This window comes from Methylobacterium sp. WL12 (assembly GCF_008039475.1).
Lineage (GTDB): Bacteria > Pseudomonadota > Alphaproteobacteria > Rhizobiales > Beijerinckiaceae > Methylobacterium > Methylobacterium cerastii.
On record NZ_VRUW01000044.1, the window covers coordinates 1 to 13,379 of the forward strand.

Annotated in this window: 14 protein-coding genes and 1 pseudogene; 6 read left to right on the top strand and 9 right to left on the bottom strand. The window is 66.1% G+C overall.

The window, feature by feature from the left end; translation table 11 throughout:
• Positions 1-111 (top strand): annotated as a pseudogene (locus tag FV226_RS16405) (IS630 family transposase); the annotation flags it as partial.
• Positions 112-339: 228 nt separating this feature from the next.
• The gene (locus tag FV226_RS16410) at positions 340-519 is read left to right on the top strand and encodes a hypothetical protein (RefSeq protein WP_147763741.1); all 180 of its coding nucleotides are present in this window, start codon (positions 340-342) and stop codon (positions 517-519) included.
• A 159-nt stretch (positions 520-678) separates the two neighbouring features.
• Here FV226_RS16410 and FV226_RS16415 read toward each other — a convergent pair whose 3' ends face one another.
• The 9 genes from FV226_RS16415 to FV226_RS16455 all read right to left on the bottom strand — a co-directional run bounded on the left by FV226_RS16415 (position 679) and on the right by FV226_RS16455 (position 10,334).
• Positions 679-2,220 carry a PepSY-associated TM helix domain-containing protein gene (locus tag FV226_RS16415; RefSeq protein ID WP_147763742.1) on the bottom strand — a complete coding sequence of 514 codons (1,542 nt, stop codon included), beginning with the start codon at positions 2,218-2,220 and terminating at the stop codon, positions 679-681.
• A gap of 28 nt (positions 2,221-2,248) precedes the next feature.
• Complete coding sequence (locus FV226_RS16420) at positions 2,249-4,435, bottom strand: TonB-dependent siderophore receptor (protein WP_187278780.1); 2,187 nt, start codon at positions 4,433-4,435, stop codon at positions 2,249-2,251.
• Between the two features lie 227 nt (positions 4,436-4,662).
• On the bottom strand, positions 4,663-5,559 hold the full coding sequence (locus tag FV226_RS16425) for an AraC family transcriptional regulator (protein WP_147763744.1): 897 nt from the start codon (positions 5,557-5,559) through the stop codon (positions 4,663-4,665).
• Between the two features lie 359 nt (positions 5,560-5,918).
• The gene (locus FV226_RS16430) at positions 5,919-6,569 is read right to left on the bottom strand and encodes a thioredoxin domain-containing protein (RefSeq protein WP_147763745.1); all 651 of its coding nucleotides are present in this window, start codon (positions 6,567-6,569) and stop codon (positions 5,919-5,921) included.
• A gap of 348 nt (positions 6,570-6,917) precedes the next feature.
• Positions 6,918-7,400 carry a VOC family protein gene (locus FV226_RS16435; protein ID WP_147763746.1) on the bottom strand — a complete coding sequence of 161 codons (483 nt, stop codon included), beginning with the start codon at positions 7,398-7,400 and terminating at the stop codon, positions 6,918-6,920.
• A 31-nt stretch (positions 7,401-7,431) separates the two neighbouring features.
• A complete protein-coding gene (locus FV226_RS16440) occupies positions 7,432-8,262 on the bottom strand; it encodes a DUF3658 domain-containing protein (protein ID WP_147763747.1) in 831 nt (276 codons plus the stop codon).
• A 32-nt stretch (positions 8,263-8,294) separates the two neighbouring features.
• Positions 8,295-8,612 (bottom strand): hypothetical protein, encoded by a 318-nt coding sequence (locus tag FV226_RS16445; protein ID WP_147763748.1) that lies wholly within the window; start codon positions 8,610-8,612, stop codon positions 8,295-8,297.
• Positions 8,613-8,706: 94 nt separating this feature from the next.
• Positions 8,707-9,624, bottom strand: a complete 918-nt coding sequence (locus FV226_RS16450) for an alpha/beta hydrolase (protein ID WP_147763767.1) — start codon at positions 9,622-9,624, stop codon at positions 8,707-8,709.
• Positions 9,624-10,334 carry a hypothetical protein gene (locus FV226_RS16455; protein WP_147763749.1) on the bottom strand — a complete coding sequence of 237 codons (711 nt, stop codon included), beginning with the start codon at positions 10,332-10,334 and terminating at the stop codon, positions 9,624-9,626. The genes FV226_RS16450 and FV226_RS16455 overlap by 1 nt, the downstream gene beginning before the upstream one ends.
• 171 nt (positions 10,335-10,505) lie before the next feature.
• On the opposite strand from FV226_RS16455, the gene FV226_RS16460 reads away from it, so the two are divergent.
• The 4 genes from FV226_RS16460 (at position 10,506) to FV226_RS16475 (ending at position 13,370) form a co-directional block, all read left to right on the top strand.
• Entirely contained in the window at positions 10,506-11,237 is a 732-nt protein-coding gene (locus FV226_RS16460; RefSeq protein WP_147763750.1) for a response regulator, read from the top strand.
• Positions 11,237-12,610: an ATP-binding protein gene (locus tag FV226_RS16465; protein WP_147763751.1), complete on the top strand. Its 1,374-nt coding sequence runs from the start codon at positions 11,237-11,239 to the stop codon at positions 12,608-12,610. The genes FV226_RS16460 and FV226_RS16465 overlap by 1 nt, the downstream gene beginning before the upstream one ends.
• Before the next feature lie 127 nt (positions 12,611-12,737).
• On the top strand, positions 12,738-13,001 hold the full coding sequence (locus tag FV226_RS16470; protein WP_147753415.1) for a hypothetical protein: 264 nt from the start codon (positions 12,738-12,740) through the stop codon (positions 12,999-13,001).
• A gap of 63 nt (positions 13,002-13,064) precedes the next feature.
• Positions 13,065-13,370 (top strand): hypothetical protein, encoded by a 306-nt coding sequence (locus tag FV226_RS16475; protein ID WP_147753416.1) that lies wholly within the window; start codon positions 13,065-13,067, stop codon positions 13,368-13,370.
• Positions 13,371-13,379 lie beyond the last annotated feature (9 nt).

A 13,379-nucleotide genomic window follows, 5' to 3' on the forward strand; every position in this document is an offset into this window, starting at 1 on the left:
ACCGTTGCCGACCTCTGGGATGCCATCCGAAACGCCTTCGCCGCCTTCAAACCAGACGAATGCCGGAACTACCTCGCCGCCGCGGGATACGACGCTTATGATCCAACCTGATCGGATGCCGCTCTAGCTACGAGGGCAGTGTCTGTCCACGGGGGTCACGCGTTCCAGGTCACGCGCAGAGCGGCTCGACGCCCGCCGGGGCCACTGCCATGTTTCACTCAACAGGGGGCGTAGATGGCTTTGTTCAGGAAGAAGGTGTCAGCGCCGGTCAAGCCGCCGACGCGGTGGACACCCGAGCTTTGGACTCAGCTTATGGGGAGCCCCTCCGCGCCCTTTAGCATGACCGTGCACCTGCGGCGCCTCAACTTGCACGGCAAGTGGATCTACGGATCGCGCCGGATGTCAGGCCACGACGAGTACAAGGGCAGCTTGCTGCACGAGGAAGGATCCCCGCTGCAGCACGTCAGCGTCACGCTCGGGTTTGACACGCACGATCCCATCCGGCCGGAACCACGGTGACGCCCAGACCTTGGGCCTTGCCTCGACGATAGCCTTGGTCTTTCATCCCGAATCTGACGTGCCGCATTCGACCCAACTCGGTCGTTCAAGATTTCAGACCCGATACCCGTAAGCAGACGTTAAAACTGGGATTAGCTATGCAGCGCGGAGCCGCGACATTCATGACGTTGATGGTGCCCGCTGGGTGATAGACGGCCTTGAATGGATCAGATGGGCGGCCGTGCGATATGCCGCAAAAGCAAAAATTGCGGCCGTCGCGAGCATCGTGGCGTCGAACCCAAGAAACACCGTGTCACCCGTGATCGTAGCCCGCCCACGTGACAGGATGTCGACCGTTGGCACAGCAAGGTAGAGGGCGGTCGTGCAGGTCAGGGCCTCGTACCAACGGCGGGCCTGCGGCCGCAGCAGGGCTGCGAGCGCGATCGTGATCCATCCCGCGAAGAAGAACCTGACTTCCCAACCTGCCCGACCCGCGAGATCGGTCGAAAGGAGTCGGTTGGCGAGGAAATAGCAGGCGATCGCCGCTGGTAGCCCGACGATTGTGCCGACGTTAAGCGCTTCCACACTGCGCAAGCCCAGGGAACGCGCATCGCAAGCCTTGGGCGCCCGTGCCACCGTCCAGAGGATGAGGCCCGTTGCAACGGTGGCGCAGCCCAAAAGACCTGACAGGAAGAAGAGCACGCGCAGAGCCGCATCGGCGAAGTGCGCTTCATGGAGCCCGACCATTACAGCATGGATCCGCGTTGCGGGCTCCGCCGGGAGGGTTCGCGCACGCACCGCGCCGGTGGCGGCCACAATGCTGATCTGCGGATGGAGATGTGCGAGCCCATGCGGCTCCTCAAAGATCGCCAACACCGTTGCGTTCGCGTCGCGCGGATGGGTGATCGTGACCCGGTCTAGTGGCTGCGGCGTCTCCGCTACAACCCGCCGGACGATTGGCCCGAGCGGAGGAAGCGAGGCCGGGCGGCCGGCAGCGTCCTGGGGCGGCAGGATTTGCCTGGACTCGGCGAAGTAGCGCTGGCTGTCGCCGCGATATGCCGTGGTCACGCCCCAGGGCATGTACAGAAGGGCCAGCGTCACCAGCCCGCTGTAGGTGATCATGAGGTGAAACGGCAGCGCCAGCACGCCTGCAACGTTGTGCGCGTCCAGCCATCCGCGCTGCGCCGAGCGGTCTCGGCGGAAGGTGAAGAAGTCCTTGATGATACGGCGATGTGTGAAGATCCCTGAGATCAGCGCGACCAGCATAGTCATTGCGCAGGCGCCGACGAGCCATCGCCCCCACAGGGGCGTCAAGCTCAGCTCGAAGTGGAAGCGGTAGAGGAAATCGCCGCCGCGCGTGTCGCGCACCGCTGCCGGCACACCGGTCTCGGGGTCCAGGAGGGCATGGCCCGTCGGCGGGCCCGGCCGGGAGCGCCAGTACAACTCGATCACAGGAAACTCGGGTCTCGGCATGCCGATCGACCAGCCGGTCGCGTCGCTAGCGTGCTCCGCGAGGTAACGGGCGCCCAACTCGGCGGCCCGCGCCAGTTCATCCGGACCGGGTTCGGCGATCGCGGCGAGTTCGGGGCGCATCCAACGCGAGATGTCGGTTCGGTAATAGCTCGCTGTTCCGGTGACAAAAATCGCGAACAGCAACCAGCCGATTACCAAGCCCGACCACGCGTGCAGCCACGCCATCGACTGCCGGACGCTGCCTCTCATTGGTGCGATCCGCCTGACGCCCCGGCGCCTACCACCGGTAGCTCAGGCTCGCCAGCACCGTGCGCGGGTTGCCGTAGTAGCAGGACCCGAGGGTATCGCAGGTGCCAACATAGACCTTGTCGAAGAGGTTCGTGGCGTTGATCGACAAGGTCGCCCCCGCCCAGGCCGGGTTCAGACGGACGAGGTCGTAGCGCAGCGTCGCGTCGAACAGGGTGTAGGACGGGATGCGAATGTTGTTGGCCAAATCGCCGAAGTGATCGCCGAAGAAGCGTACGCCGCCGCCGACGGTCAGGCCCAGCAGCGGGCCGGCCGGGACGCTGTAGGTCGCGAAGAGTGCCGTCTGGTTGTAGGGCGTCACCGGGATGCGCGAGCCGATTCGCGGCGCGGTCGGGCCGGTGCCGGTCTGCGTGATGCGGGCGTCGAGGTAGCTGTAGGCGGCGGCGATGTCGAAACCCTCGAAGGCGGTCACCCGCGCCTCAGCCTCGAACCCTTCCGCGCGCACGCCACCGACCTGGGCCTGGAACCCCGAGGTGGTGGGCACCAGGACATTCTGCTGGTCGATCGAGAAGCCTGCCAGGGTGAACAGGCTGGCGGTGCCGGGGGGCTGGTACTTGACGCCCCCCTCGATCTGGTCGCCGGTGGTCGGCCGGAACGGCGTCGAGCCGGCGCCGAGCGCGGCCGGCGGGACGATGCCGTTGTAGCCGGTGCCGACCGCGGGCTGGAACAGCGTTGAGTAGCTCACGTAAGGGCTGATTCCGGCGTCGAACTCGTAGAGCAGTCCGGCCCTGTAGGTGAAGGCGCGATCGGTCTGCTCAATGCGCGTGTTGCCGACCTGCTGCAGTGTGGTGCTCGTCACGGTATCGTGGCGCCCACTCAGAAGCAGCACCCAGCGATCGAGCCTGATCTGGTCCTGCGCGTAGGCGCCGACCTGTTCCAGGTTCTGGCGGATGCGGGCCGTGATCGGCGGCAGCGGCTGGAAGTCCCGATAGATCGGGGCGAAGACATTCAGGCTCGTGGTCAGGGCGTTGCGGGTGGCGAAGCCGAGATCGAAGGTGCGGACATCGAGGCCGAACAGGAACGTGTGCGCAAGCGGACCGGTCACTGCGTTCAGGACAAGCTGGTTGTCCATCGTGAAGGCATTGACGTTGTCGTCGAAGCGTACGGCCCGGCGGGTGACGTTGCGAAAATCGGTGACTGCGCCGGCCGCGCTCGTCGGGAAGCCGAAACCGCGCACCACCGGCAGGTCGACGTTGACGCCAGAGTAGCGCAGGTTCTGCTTGAAGGTCAGCGCGTCGTCGAAATGATGCTCGAACTGGTAGCCGATGCCGAACTGCTCGCGACGAAAATCGTCGTAGCTAGGCTCGCCGAGGAAGGTCGAGCGGCGGATGCGCCCGTTTGGGTTTGGGGTAAGCGTGCCCTGGGACGGCAGGAACTGCAGAGCCTTCGAGTCGTCCTTGATGTAGTAGCCGAGCACCGTGAGCTGCGTCGCGGCATCGGGCCGAAACGTAACACTCGGCGCGATGAAGGCGCGGTCGTCGTTCACGGTATCGACGATTGTGTCTGAGAGCCGGCCCAGACCGACGACGCGGTAGAGCACCGTTTTTTCCGGATCGACCGGGCCGGTCACGTCGAAGGCGCCGACGAGGCGCCCGTAGCTGCCGCCCTGCACCAAAATCTCGCGGTAGGGCACGTCGAGGGGCTTCTTGCTGACGAAATTGACGAGCCCGCCGGGTGGGGACTGCCCGTATAGCACGGAGGCCGCCCCCTTGAGCACTTCCACCCGCTCGACCCCGTAGGTCTCGTAGCGGGACCACGCGTAGGTGCCTTTCGGCAATTGGAGGCCGTCGAGATACTCCGGCACATCGAAGCCGCGCACCTTGATCCAGTCGTAGCGCGGATCGCCGCCGAAGCGCTCGGCCTGCACACCGGCAGTGTAGCGCAGGGCCTCGCTTGGATTTTGTGCGCCGGTCACCCGTATCTGATCGGCGGTGACAACGCTGATCGACTGCGGCGTTTCGATGAGCGCGGTATCGGTCTTGGTGCCGGTGGCGCTACGCTTGGCTGTGAAGCCGCGCACCGGGCCATTCGCCCGTTCGCCGACGGAACCGCCGAAGCCCGGCGGACCGGACGCGGCGCCGCCCTGGACCCCGACCACCGAGATCTCTTCGAGGGTGACCTGAGCTGGAGCGGGTTGCGACGCGGCGACCGTGATCATCGATGCGAAAGCGCTCGTGAACACTAGGCACAGCGAACCCGCTCGACAGCTGATCTTGGCAGTCCACATGAAATTTGAGCCCCGGGCAGCCGATCGACCGCCGTCCTGAATGCTCCTTCACGGAGTCGTGATGACCGTCATACGCTCCGGTGTCGCCCACAACAATGATCTATACTTACGAGATAAACGCGATCCCGTTCGATCGAGTTTAGTGTTGTTCTAAGCTTTCAGATTGATGCCGTTCGCGCGGTAGCCAAGGCGCTCGGCGGCATGCCGAAACGCTTCCTGAACAGGGTCGCGAAGTGCGGAGCGGTATATCCGACGCTCTGGGCGACTTCACCGACGGTCGCCTCGCGACCGGCGAGCATCCGGTAGGCCGATTGCAGACGCCGCTCCTGGAGGACGGCGTAGGGCGTCATGCCGTAAGCGATCCGGAATCCACGGTTGAGCTTGACCGGCGTCAGTCCAACGCGCCGGGCCACCGCGTCGAAGTCCGGCACGACGTCGAGATGTTCCAGGATTAGCGCGCTGGCCGCCTCGACGCGCCCGCGATCCACGATCGTAAGCGCGCGAGTGGGTCCTATGCATTCGGCCGGGCCCTCGGCCTCGAACACGAGGGCGAGGAGTTCGAGGGCCTTGGCCGCTTGGTACAGGGGCTGTCCCGCCGGGCCCGCTGCGGCGAGGATCTGCGATGCCACTGCTTGGACCGTCGCGTCGGCCGGACGTCCCTCAAAAACGAAACCGCGCTCCACGGAGCGCCGCGCCATTGCGCATGTGACGGAACCCAGGCTCGCTTTGGCGTAGTCGGGATCGACCAGGACGTGGACGCTGCTGAGTGGCTGACTCGCTGTGACGGTCTGGTCTCTATCAAGCTCCCGTTCAGTAAAGCAGACGACCAGTGCGGGCGCCTCGATTTTGATCGCGGGCATGTCGGCAACCTGAAAGCTGGTTTGCCCACGAAGGTAGACAACTACGCGCAAGCCGGTGCCCACCGGCGCCGTCGTTCGGAATGTCTCCTCGAACGTCATCTCGTTTGTGAAGACGCTCAGCCACCCACCGAGGTGATGCGCGACCGTGCTGGCCGGACGCCGGAAGACGTTGTTGTCTGAATCGGCGAAAGACATATGCCCAACGTGTAGAGCACAATCTGCTTACCGTCGATGCTAAGCTCAAATTTTCGAATTATTACAATTCTAATACATAGCGGTCCTACGGAGAGCAAGCGGACCGTTGCAAGACTACTCACTGCGGCCTTAAAGGGAACCGGCCGGTCTCGACCCAAGCCAGCCATGCAGACAGCCATCGGCGCTTTGCGAAAGCGGCCATTCGTTCGAGGTCCACCAACTTCGGCTAGGGATGGGAACAGGACCGTGGCCCTTTGACCGGGAGCAGACGTTCCGGCAGAAGCCCAGGTAAAACACTCTTTTTAGCTACTCCATGCTCGCGAATGTAAGTTCGCGTTACGATGAAGTTCCAAGTGACCTCAAACCAACATCTTCTGGACAATCTCGTCAAAAGCCTTGCTATTCAAGGCGCCCTCATGGCGTTCGCCGTTTAGGAACAGCGTCGGAGTGGCATGAACGTCCAACACCTTCACCGCCTGGGCCTGCACACGTTTGACCTGTTCGTAAAGCGCTTGGTCGGAGACAGTCGTATCGAACTTGGTCTTGTCAAAGCCCGCCTGCCGGAGAAGGTCGCGCATCGCATCGAGAGGCTTTTCGGTAAAGGCCCAGGATGTCTGTTTTTCGAATAGCAAATCCGTGATGGGGTAATAGTTTCGCCCCCCTTCGGCGCGGGCCAGCATGAAGGCGGCCGTATCAAGTGGATTTAGCGGGTAGCCACGTAGGACAAAGCGCATCTTCCCGGTGTCGACCCAACGCGACCTGATGCCCGGCCAGACCTCGTTATGGAAGGCTGCGCAATGCGAGCAGGTAACGGCGGCATACTCGATGAACGTCACCTTGGCGTCGGAAGCCCCCATGGAGATATCTCCGAGCGGACCTGCCATCGACGGATCGTCCACGGGGTCTGCCCACGCTTGGAACGGTTGAGCCGCGAATGCCGAGCTCAGCATCGCCCCGACGAGCAGAGTGCGCCGTGAGACGGCACTGCTCACAAATTTGATCTCTGTCATGTAGCCGTCGCCTCACTCGTTAGTAGGATCTATGGAAAGACCGCCCATGTATAGGAATCGTTGTTTATGATCAATCTCGAAATTGGCATTAACGTATCGTTTTGTATTTGATTTATCTCGTCTATTGAAAATTATCAGATGGAGAGGATAACAAAACCGCGGGATGTGGGCATTCGCCCGACTTGGTTGTTGGTCGACGTTTACAAAAATCGACGGAAATCGGACGCTTCTGACTTTCACAACGTGTTGGGATCTGACCCTGAACCTTCGCCCTCAAGCAGACCTGGATTTAGCTCAGGACCGACCATGCTGTGGCTTAACGAAGACCAAAACGGCTCGACCTCTATCCTAAGTTAAAGTCGCGTGGCGCTCCGCGGGCGGCGGCTGCATGAACTCGATGGTGGAACCATCTGGACCGACGGCATAGACTACTCGCGTTCCGGCCCGTTCGCCTGTGGGGATTGGCTGCGGTATGCCCTGAGCCTTCCAGCCATGGCCTGCGATGCGGGACAAGACCGCGTCCAGATCGTCGACGATCAGGGCAAGATGCGCAGAGCCCGGATCGAACGGCGCGGGCGCCGCCGCAGGTGGGCTCGTTCCCCGATACTCAAGCAGTTCGACCGCTTGCCCCCCGAGCGACACCACTGCCATGCGCACCCGCGCGCCGTGGGCACCCGTGACCTGCCCCAGGAACTCGCCGCCCATGTCGCCGGTCCGCACCAGACGTGCGCCCAACCCCTCCACCCAGAAGCGGAGCGCCTCGTCGAGGGAGGCGACGGCGAACCCCACGTGGTCGGCGCGGCGGACGTTGAGGCTTGAGGTATCGATCATTCCTATCTTCCTATCGAGGGCATCGACTTGATCAGCCCGGGATCCTGTCCGGATGCGGACGAATGGCCGGAAGGCGAACCTCGTAGTCGCGCATCCCCGGCCCGGCGCCCCTGACGTCGAAGGCACCCTCGGCGCCAAGCGCCAGCACGCGGCCGAACAGGACGACGTCGCCGACGCCCTGGCCCGGTGGGTCGACCTCGAAGGACAGGTGATGCAACGCCCGGCCGATCAACCCAGCGACGATCTCCCATTCCGGCCTGCCCTGCGCGACGAGGACGGCATCGAAGTGCGTCAACGGCGCCGACACCAGGCGTCCGTCCCGCACGATGCGGAGCGGCGCGTTCTCGGCTCGCAACTGTGCCCATGTCGCTGACGCCGCGTGGGCCTCGGCTTCTGAGGAGGGGCGTCGTCTCTCCCTCAGGCCGGAGCTGACGATGTCCTCGGCCCGCACCAGGCCGAGAGACCACGGCGATCGCACGCCGTCCCGGGTGACGAAGTCCAGACCGGTCGCATCGACGATATCGAACGGACGCACGGCCATGCGAGAGGCGAACTCCAGGAACCAGGCGTGCTCCCCGGCGTCGGTCAGACAGACCCAATAAACCGGATACACGTCGGCCGTGGTCGCTTCGGCCCAAGGCTCCTCAGGCTCGCGCCAGTCATCGTCGGGAGCGCACCTCAGGACGGTTCTGACCCACGCCTGTCGCGCGTCCGGGTCCAGCGGATCGATGGGGCCATGGCTCAGGGTAGCGGGAAGCGCGACCACGCGTTCCGTACACCCTTCCATACGAAGGGCGTCGCGGATCGCATCCGCCCTGGAGACGCCGTAGGCCACGTGAACGGTCTCGGTCGCACGGGTCATCCCAGGTCCTCCGTCATCCTCGACCGGCATGCTCAAGGCTTCAGTTCGGGACAGAGGCGGTAGCCTTCGGCTGCACCGTTCGTCAGGTCGGTGAAGGCCGTCGGACCATCGACGCGAACGGTCGAACGCTCGGTCGCCCGGGGGAGATCCGGTCCGCCGTATTGCCGGCAGGACTGCTCGATCTCGAACACGTTTCCTTGCCGGGACACGACGCGGGGCCTGCAGTCGTTCGACTTGGAACTGCCGATGCCTGCGCCGTCGTAAGTCCGCAGGGCGACGTTCGGGGGATCCTTGCAGTCCGTGCCGACCGTCACGTAGGCCCCGTGGCGGAGCGGCAAGGTGTCGGCCATGGCCGGCCCGGCGAGCAGGGCCAGGACGCATGCGGATACGGGTCGCGATCGCGTCGGGTTCATGGTGTTCCCCATGATCGGTGGTCGTCGGATGTCAGGCCGGAGCGCTGACCGTTCGCAGCCAGGCCTCGTACCTGCCCGGCCATTGCGCGCTCGGCGTGCCTGGCCGGCCCATCCCGAAGCCGTGGCCGCCGCTGGCGAGCGTATGCGCCTCCACGCGGACACCGGCGCGTTCGCACGCCTGCACCATGATCCGGCTGTTCGCGATGTCGGAGATCGGATCGTCCGCCGCCTGAGTCAGGAAGACCGGCGGACAACGGGACCGGACATGGGTCTCGACCGACCATTCCGCGCTCTCGCTCGGCGTCGGGTGGCGACCGACCAGTTGGGCGCGCGTCGAGGTGTGGTCGTAGGGCGGTTCCAAGGTGATGATCGGGTAGATCAGGGCCGCGGCGGACGGGCGTGCGGGCAGGTTGTCAGCTGCATCGATCGGGCGATACGATGCGAAGGCCGATCGCGTTGCAGCGAGACCCACCAGGTGGCCGCCGGCCGAGAAGCCCAGGACGCCGATCCGATCCGGATCTACCCCGTACGCCCCAGCCCGCGACCGGATCAGGCGCAGGGCGCGTTGCGCGTCCTGCAGCGGGGCCAATGGTCCGTCGGCCCAGTCCTCCCGGGGCAGCCGGTAGCTCAGAACGAACGCCGTAATGCCCCGCGCGGCGAGCCAGCGGGCGGCGGGGCGAGCCTCCTTCTCCATCTCGATGCGTTTGTAGCCGCCACCGGCGGCGACCAGCATCGCCGTGCCGGTCGGCCGGGAAGGCGCGAACACCTCCAGGCCAGGAACGGCGATGTTGCTGACCGCCCCCTTCCCGTCGACCTCGGGCGACCCGTCGGGTCCGCCCCCACCCGGCGGGTCACCCGGCCAGAGCCGAAGGGACGCGGTATCGGCGACGGTTTGGCCCGCCGCGAGCAGGGCGGCCGTGCCGAGAACCAGCGAGCGTCGGTCGATGATCATGGCCGCACCGTCCCGGAGATTTGAGGAGGCTCGGTTGATACGGCACGCGGGCTACCGAACAGGTGGTGCAGATAGCCGAAGTAGACCGGCTGCTTCTGCCGAAGCTCTTCGCGGGTGAAGGGCTCGCGCGCCAGCTTGCCGTGCAGGTAGACGCTCGCGGTCATCGCGAAGAACTCGCCCGGGCTCTTCAGCAGGTAGGCGTTGGCCGGGTAGAACCCGCCCGTCTTGGCCCGCTCATAATAGGTTAGGATGTCCGGGTTCCGGTTGCCGTCCGGCATCATCCGGAAGTGGTAGACGTGCATGTACTCGTGCAGCAGGATCGGACGGTCGTCGCCCGGGGCCGCGACCGCGATGGTGACGCTGTCACCACCGCTGTAGTGGCTGCCCGCGCCCGAGCCGCTCTGCACCACCACCGGAACCCCCCGTAGGAACGCCTTGGTGCGGGCATCGAGGCCGGTGGCCTCGACGAGGTCGACCTGGTGTTCGGCCGCTCGCCGCAACTGGTCGAGCTCCGCGTTCGGGACATCCGGACCGATCTCGATCCGGTAGCCGCGATAGGTCTCGCTCCCATCGCCGGATCGGGACGTCACGGCCGCGACCTCTCGCGATGCGGCGTCGACCGTGCCGCCGTGGACGGCCATCGTCCCCACCACGGCGAGCGCGGTCACGACATGCCAGAGCGGGGATGCCAGTTGGGCTGGAGCCATGCGTCCGTCGCCTCGTTTCGTCGGGGCCCATCCGAGGGCCTCCGTTGCGATGCCGGTGACCATCGCGTCCGGACCGATCCAGGATGTGACGAGATGCGCATGCCATGTAACGTTTTGTGACAGCGATCGGTTTCGCGTTGCGGCCCGGTCGGGGCGGCCTATCCTCGTGACATGCCCGACAGCATCACCATCGCCATCGTCGAGGACGACGACGACATCCGCATCCAACTCACGGGCTATCTGGAGGGCGAGGGGTTCCGCGTCGTCGGCGTCGACGGAGGCGCAGGTCTCGACCGACTTCTCGCGGCCGGACCCGCCCCGGACCTGATCGTCCTCGACTGGATGCTGCCCGGCGAGGACGGCCTCTCGATCTGCCGGCGCTTGCGTGCTGCGAGCGGGCCGCCCATCGTGATGCTGACCGCTAAGGACGAGGACATCGACCGGGTGCTCGGCCTGGAGATGGGAGCCGACGACTACGTCTCGAAGCCGTTCAACCCGCGTGTCCTGCTGGCCCGCATCCGCGCGGTCCTGCGACGGTCACAGCGGACTGGCGCCCCGGCGTCCGAGGACGCCGCCGAGATGCTCGGCGTCGTCGATCTCGTCATCGACCTCGCGGCACGCCGAGTGACGGTCGGCGAGGCACGGACCGAGATCCCCCTCACCAGCGCCGAGTACGACCTGCTGCACTGCTTCGTCACCCGGCCGCAGCGGGTGCTCTCGCGCGACCAACTCCTGGACTGGACGCGCGGCCGGACGGCTGACGCCTTCGACCGCACCATCGATGTGCAGGTGAGCCGCCTGCGGCACAAGCTCGATGCCTCGGGCAGCGCCGCGGCGGCGCTACTCAAGACGGTGCGCAACGCCGGCTACATCCTGGCGGCGCCGGTGGGACGGGCATCGTGATGGCGCAGATCAGCCTGCTTGGCCGGATCATGCTGATCCTGCTCGGCGCGCTCTCGCTGCTCGTCCTCGCCACCTTCGCGGTGGACAAATGGCAGCGGCACGAGGAGGCCTCGCCCTACGCCACGCGCTTCCCCCGCCTCGATCAGGCCGCCGGCATCATGACCCTGCTGCGGGACGCGGACCCCGCGCAACGCCCGGCGATCCTAAATGCAGTGAACGGGGAAGCCCTGAGGGCCGAGATCACGGACGCACCTCCGTCCGAGACCGGACTAATCCGCGAGCCGCGCCTCGAAGCGCGCCTGCGGCGGTTGACAGGGGACGCGAATGGCCAGGTTCGGGCCTTCACCGATGTCGACATGCTGCGCAGGGGCGTCGATCCGGCGGAAGTCGCCAACGCCGACAATCGGAAAGTGATGGGCCGTCTGGCGACCGCCACTTACGCCCTGCCCGACGGCCGGACGGTCGTCGTCTCCGCCATCGAGCGTCACCACTCGCTGATGCCGTGGCTGCTCGGCCAGCCCCTGAGCCTGTGGGTCGCGGTGCTCGGGCTCGTCGTGGCCGGCCTCGTCCTCGTCGGCGCACGTCACGAACTCGCGCCGTTGCGGCGGCTGACCGAGGCGGTCTCCCGCTTCGACGGTCGTGCCCCCGAGCCGGCCCTCGTTCCGCAAGGCGCCCCCGAGATCCGCTGTCTGTCCCAGGCCGTCCAGGCCATGCAGGAGCGCATCGTCGGCCTCATGGGCGAGCGCTCATTGCTGATCGGCGCGATCTCGCACGACCTGAAAACGTACCTGACCCGCCTGCGGCTACGCGCCGAGGGCGTGGCCGAACCGGAGCGCCGGGAGCGACTGGTCGAGGACCTCGACGCGATGACCGCCCTGCTCGACACCTCGCTCGGCTTCGCCCGCGGCACCGCCGTCGAGGTCGGCCGCGCACCCGTCGATCTCGGCGACCTCGTGGCCATCGAGGTCGCCGAGCACGCCGCGCAGGGCGTGAACATCGGCTTGACCGGCGAGGACATACCGGACGCCGTCGTCGCCGGCGACGTGGTTGCCCTGCGCAGGGTGCTCGCCAATCTCATCGGCAACGCCGTCAAATTCGGGCGCTCCTCGGTGGCGGTCGCGGTACGGCGCACGGGTCCGGATTGCGAGGTGGCGGTCGAGGACGACGGCCCCGGCATTCCCGAATCGGAGCGTTCCGCGGTGTTCAGCCCGTACTACCGGATCGAGCGCTCCCGGAACCGCGGGACCGGCGGGACGGGGCTGGGGCTGGCCATCGCCCGGCAGATCGCCGAGGCGCATGGCGGTACCGTCGTGGCCGAGGCGACCGCGCTCGGCGGCGCCCGGCTCGTCCTGACGCTGCCCGCCATCGCCTGACCACCCAGGCCGTCGTTACAAATCGTTACGCCGACGCATCCGCCCGTCACATCCGGGAAGAAGCCCGGGACGATCCTGCCCTCATCGGTCGCGGCGCCGAGCCCCGACGAGAGCAGAGGATGCAACGATGCTGAAGTATCTCGCCCCGGTCGCCTTACTGGCCGCCATCACGGTCCCGGTCACCGCCGCGCCCCTGATCCAGGATGCCGTCTCCAACGGGTCGGATGGTGCCGAGATCATCCAAGTCTACGGCGGCTGCGGACCCTACGCCCATCGCGGCCCCTACGGCGGCTGCCGAACCGGTGGTCAGGCCGGTGGCTACGTTCGTGGCGCCTCCTGCCCGGCTGGCTTCCACATCGGGCCCTACGGGCGCCGCTGCTGGCCGAACTGAGCCGTCCAAACCCTTTCCCTTTCCCCACATCCGGTCGCGTGCCGGATACTTCAGGAGCGAGACATGTTCCGCAGGATCGTCGTACCCCTTGCCCTCGCCGCGGGGCTTGTCACGGCCGGCTCGGCGGCCGAGGCCCGTGACGGCTGCGGTCCCGGCTTCCACCGTGGCTTCTACGGCTGGTGCCGTCCGAACCTCGGCTTCCGTCCGCTCGCCTACGGCCCCGTGTACCGTCGCTTCGGCCATCACGGGTGGGGCGGCCGCCGATGGCACTACAGCTACCACTACAGCTGGCATCGTCGCTTCGGTTGGCACGGCGGCGGCCATCGCTGGGGCGGGTTCCGTCATGCGGGTTCGCACCATCGCTGGTGATGCGTCTGC

Excerpts from the sequence above, each read along its gene's own strand:
- FV226_RS16410 (WP_147763741.1), top strand. The coding sequence starts at position 340 with ATGACCGTGCACCTGCGGCGCCTCAACTTGCACGGCAAGTGGATCTAC.
- FV226_RS16415 (WP_147763742.1), bottom strand. The coding sequence starts at position 2,220 with ATGAGAGGCAGCGTCCGGCAGTCGATGGCGTGGCTGCACGCGTGGTCG.
- FV226_RS16420 (WP_187278780.1), bottom strand. The coding sequence starts at position 4,435 with ATGATCACGGTCGCCGCGTCGCAACCCGCTCCAGCTCAGGTCACCCTC.
- FV226_RS16425 (WP_147763744.1), bottom strand. The coding sequence starts at position 5,559 with ATGTCTTTCGCCGATTCAGACAACAACGTCTTCCGGCGTCCGGCCAGC.
- FV226_RS16430 (WP_147763745.1), bottom strand. The coding sequence starts at position 6,569 with ATGACAGAGATCAAATTTGTGAGCAGTGCCGTCTCACGGCGCACTCTG.
- FV226_RS16435 (WP_147763746.1), bottom strand. The coding sequence starts at position 7,400 with ATGATCGATACCTCAAGCCTCAACGTCCGCCGCGCCGACCACGTGGGG.
- FV226_RS16440 (WP_147763747.1), bottom strand. The coding sequence starts at position 8,262 with ATGACCCGTGCGACCGAGACCGTTCACGTGGCCTACGGCGTCTCCAGG.
- FV226_RS16445 (WP_147763748.1), bottom strand. The coding sequence starts at position 8,612 with ATGGCCGACACCTTGCCGCTCCGCCACGGGGCCTACGTGACGGTCGGC.
- FV226_RS16455 (WP_147763749.1), bottom strand. The coding sequence starts at position 10,334 with ATGGCTCCAGCCCAACTGGCATCCCCGCTCTGGCATGTCGTGACCGCG.
- FV226_RS16460 (WP_147763750.1), top strand. The coding sequence starts at position 10,506 with ATGCCCGACAGCATCACCATCGCCATCGTCGAGGACGACGACGACATC.
- FV226_RS16465 (WP_147763751.1), top strand. The coding sequence starts at position 11,237 with ATGGCGCAGATCAGCCTGCTTGGCCGGATCATGCTGATCCTGCTCGGC.
- FV226_RS16470 (WP_147753415.1), top strand. The coding sequence starts at position 12,738 with ATGCTGAAGTATCTCGCCCCGGTCGCCTTACTGGCCGCCATCACGGTC.
- FV226_RS16475 (WP_147753416.1), top strand. The coding sequence starts at position 13,065 with ATGTTCCGCAGGATCGTCGTACCCCTTGCCCTCGCCGCGGGGCTTGTC.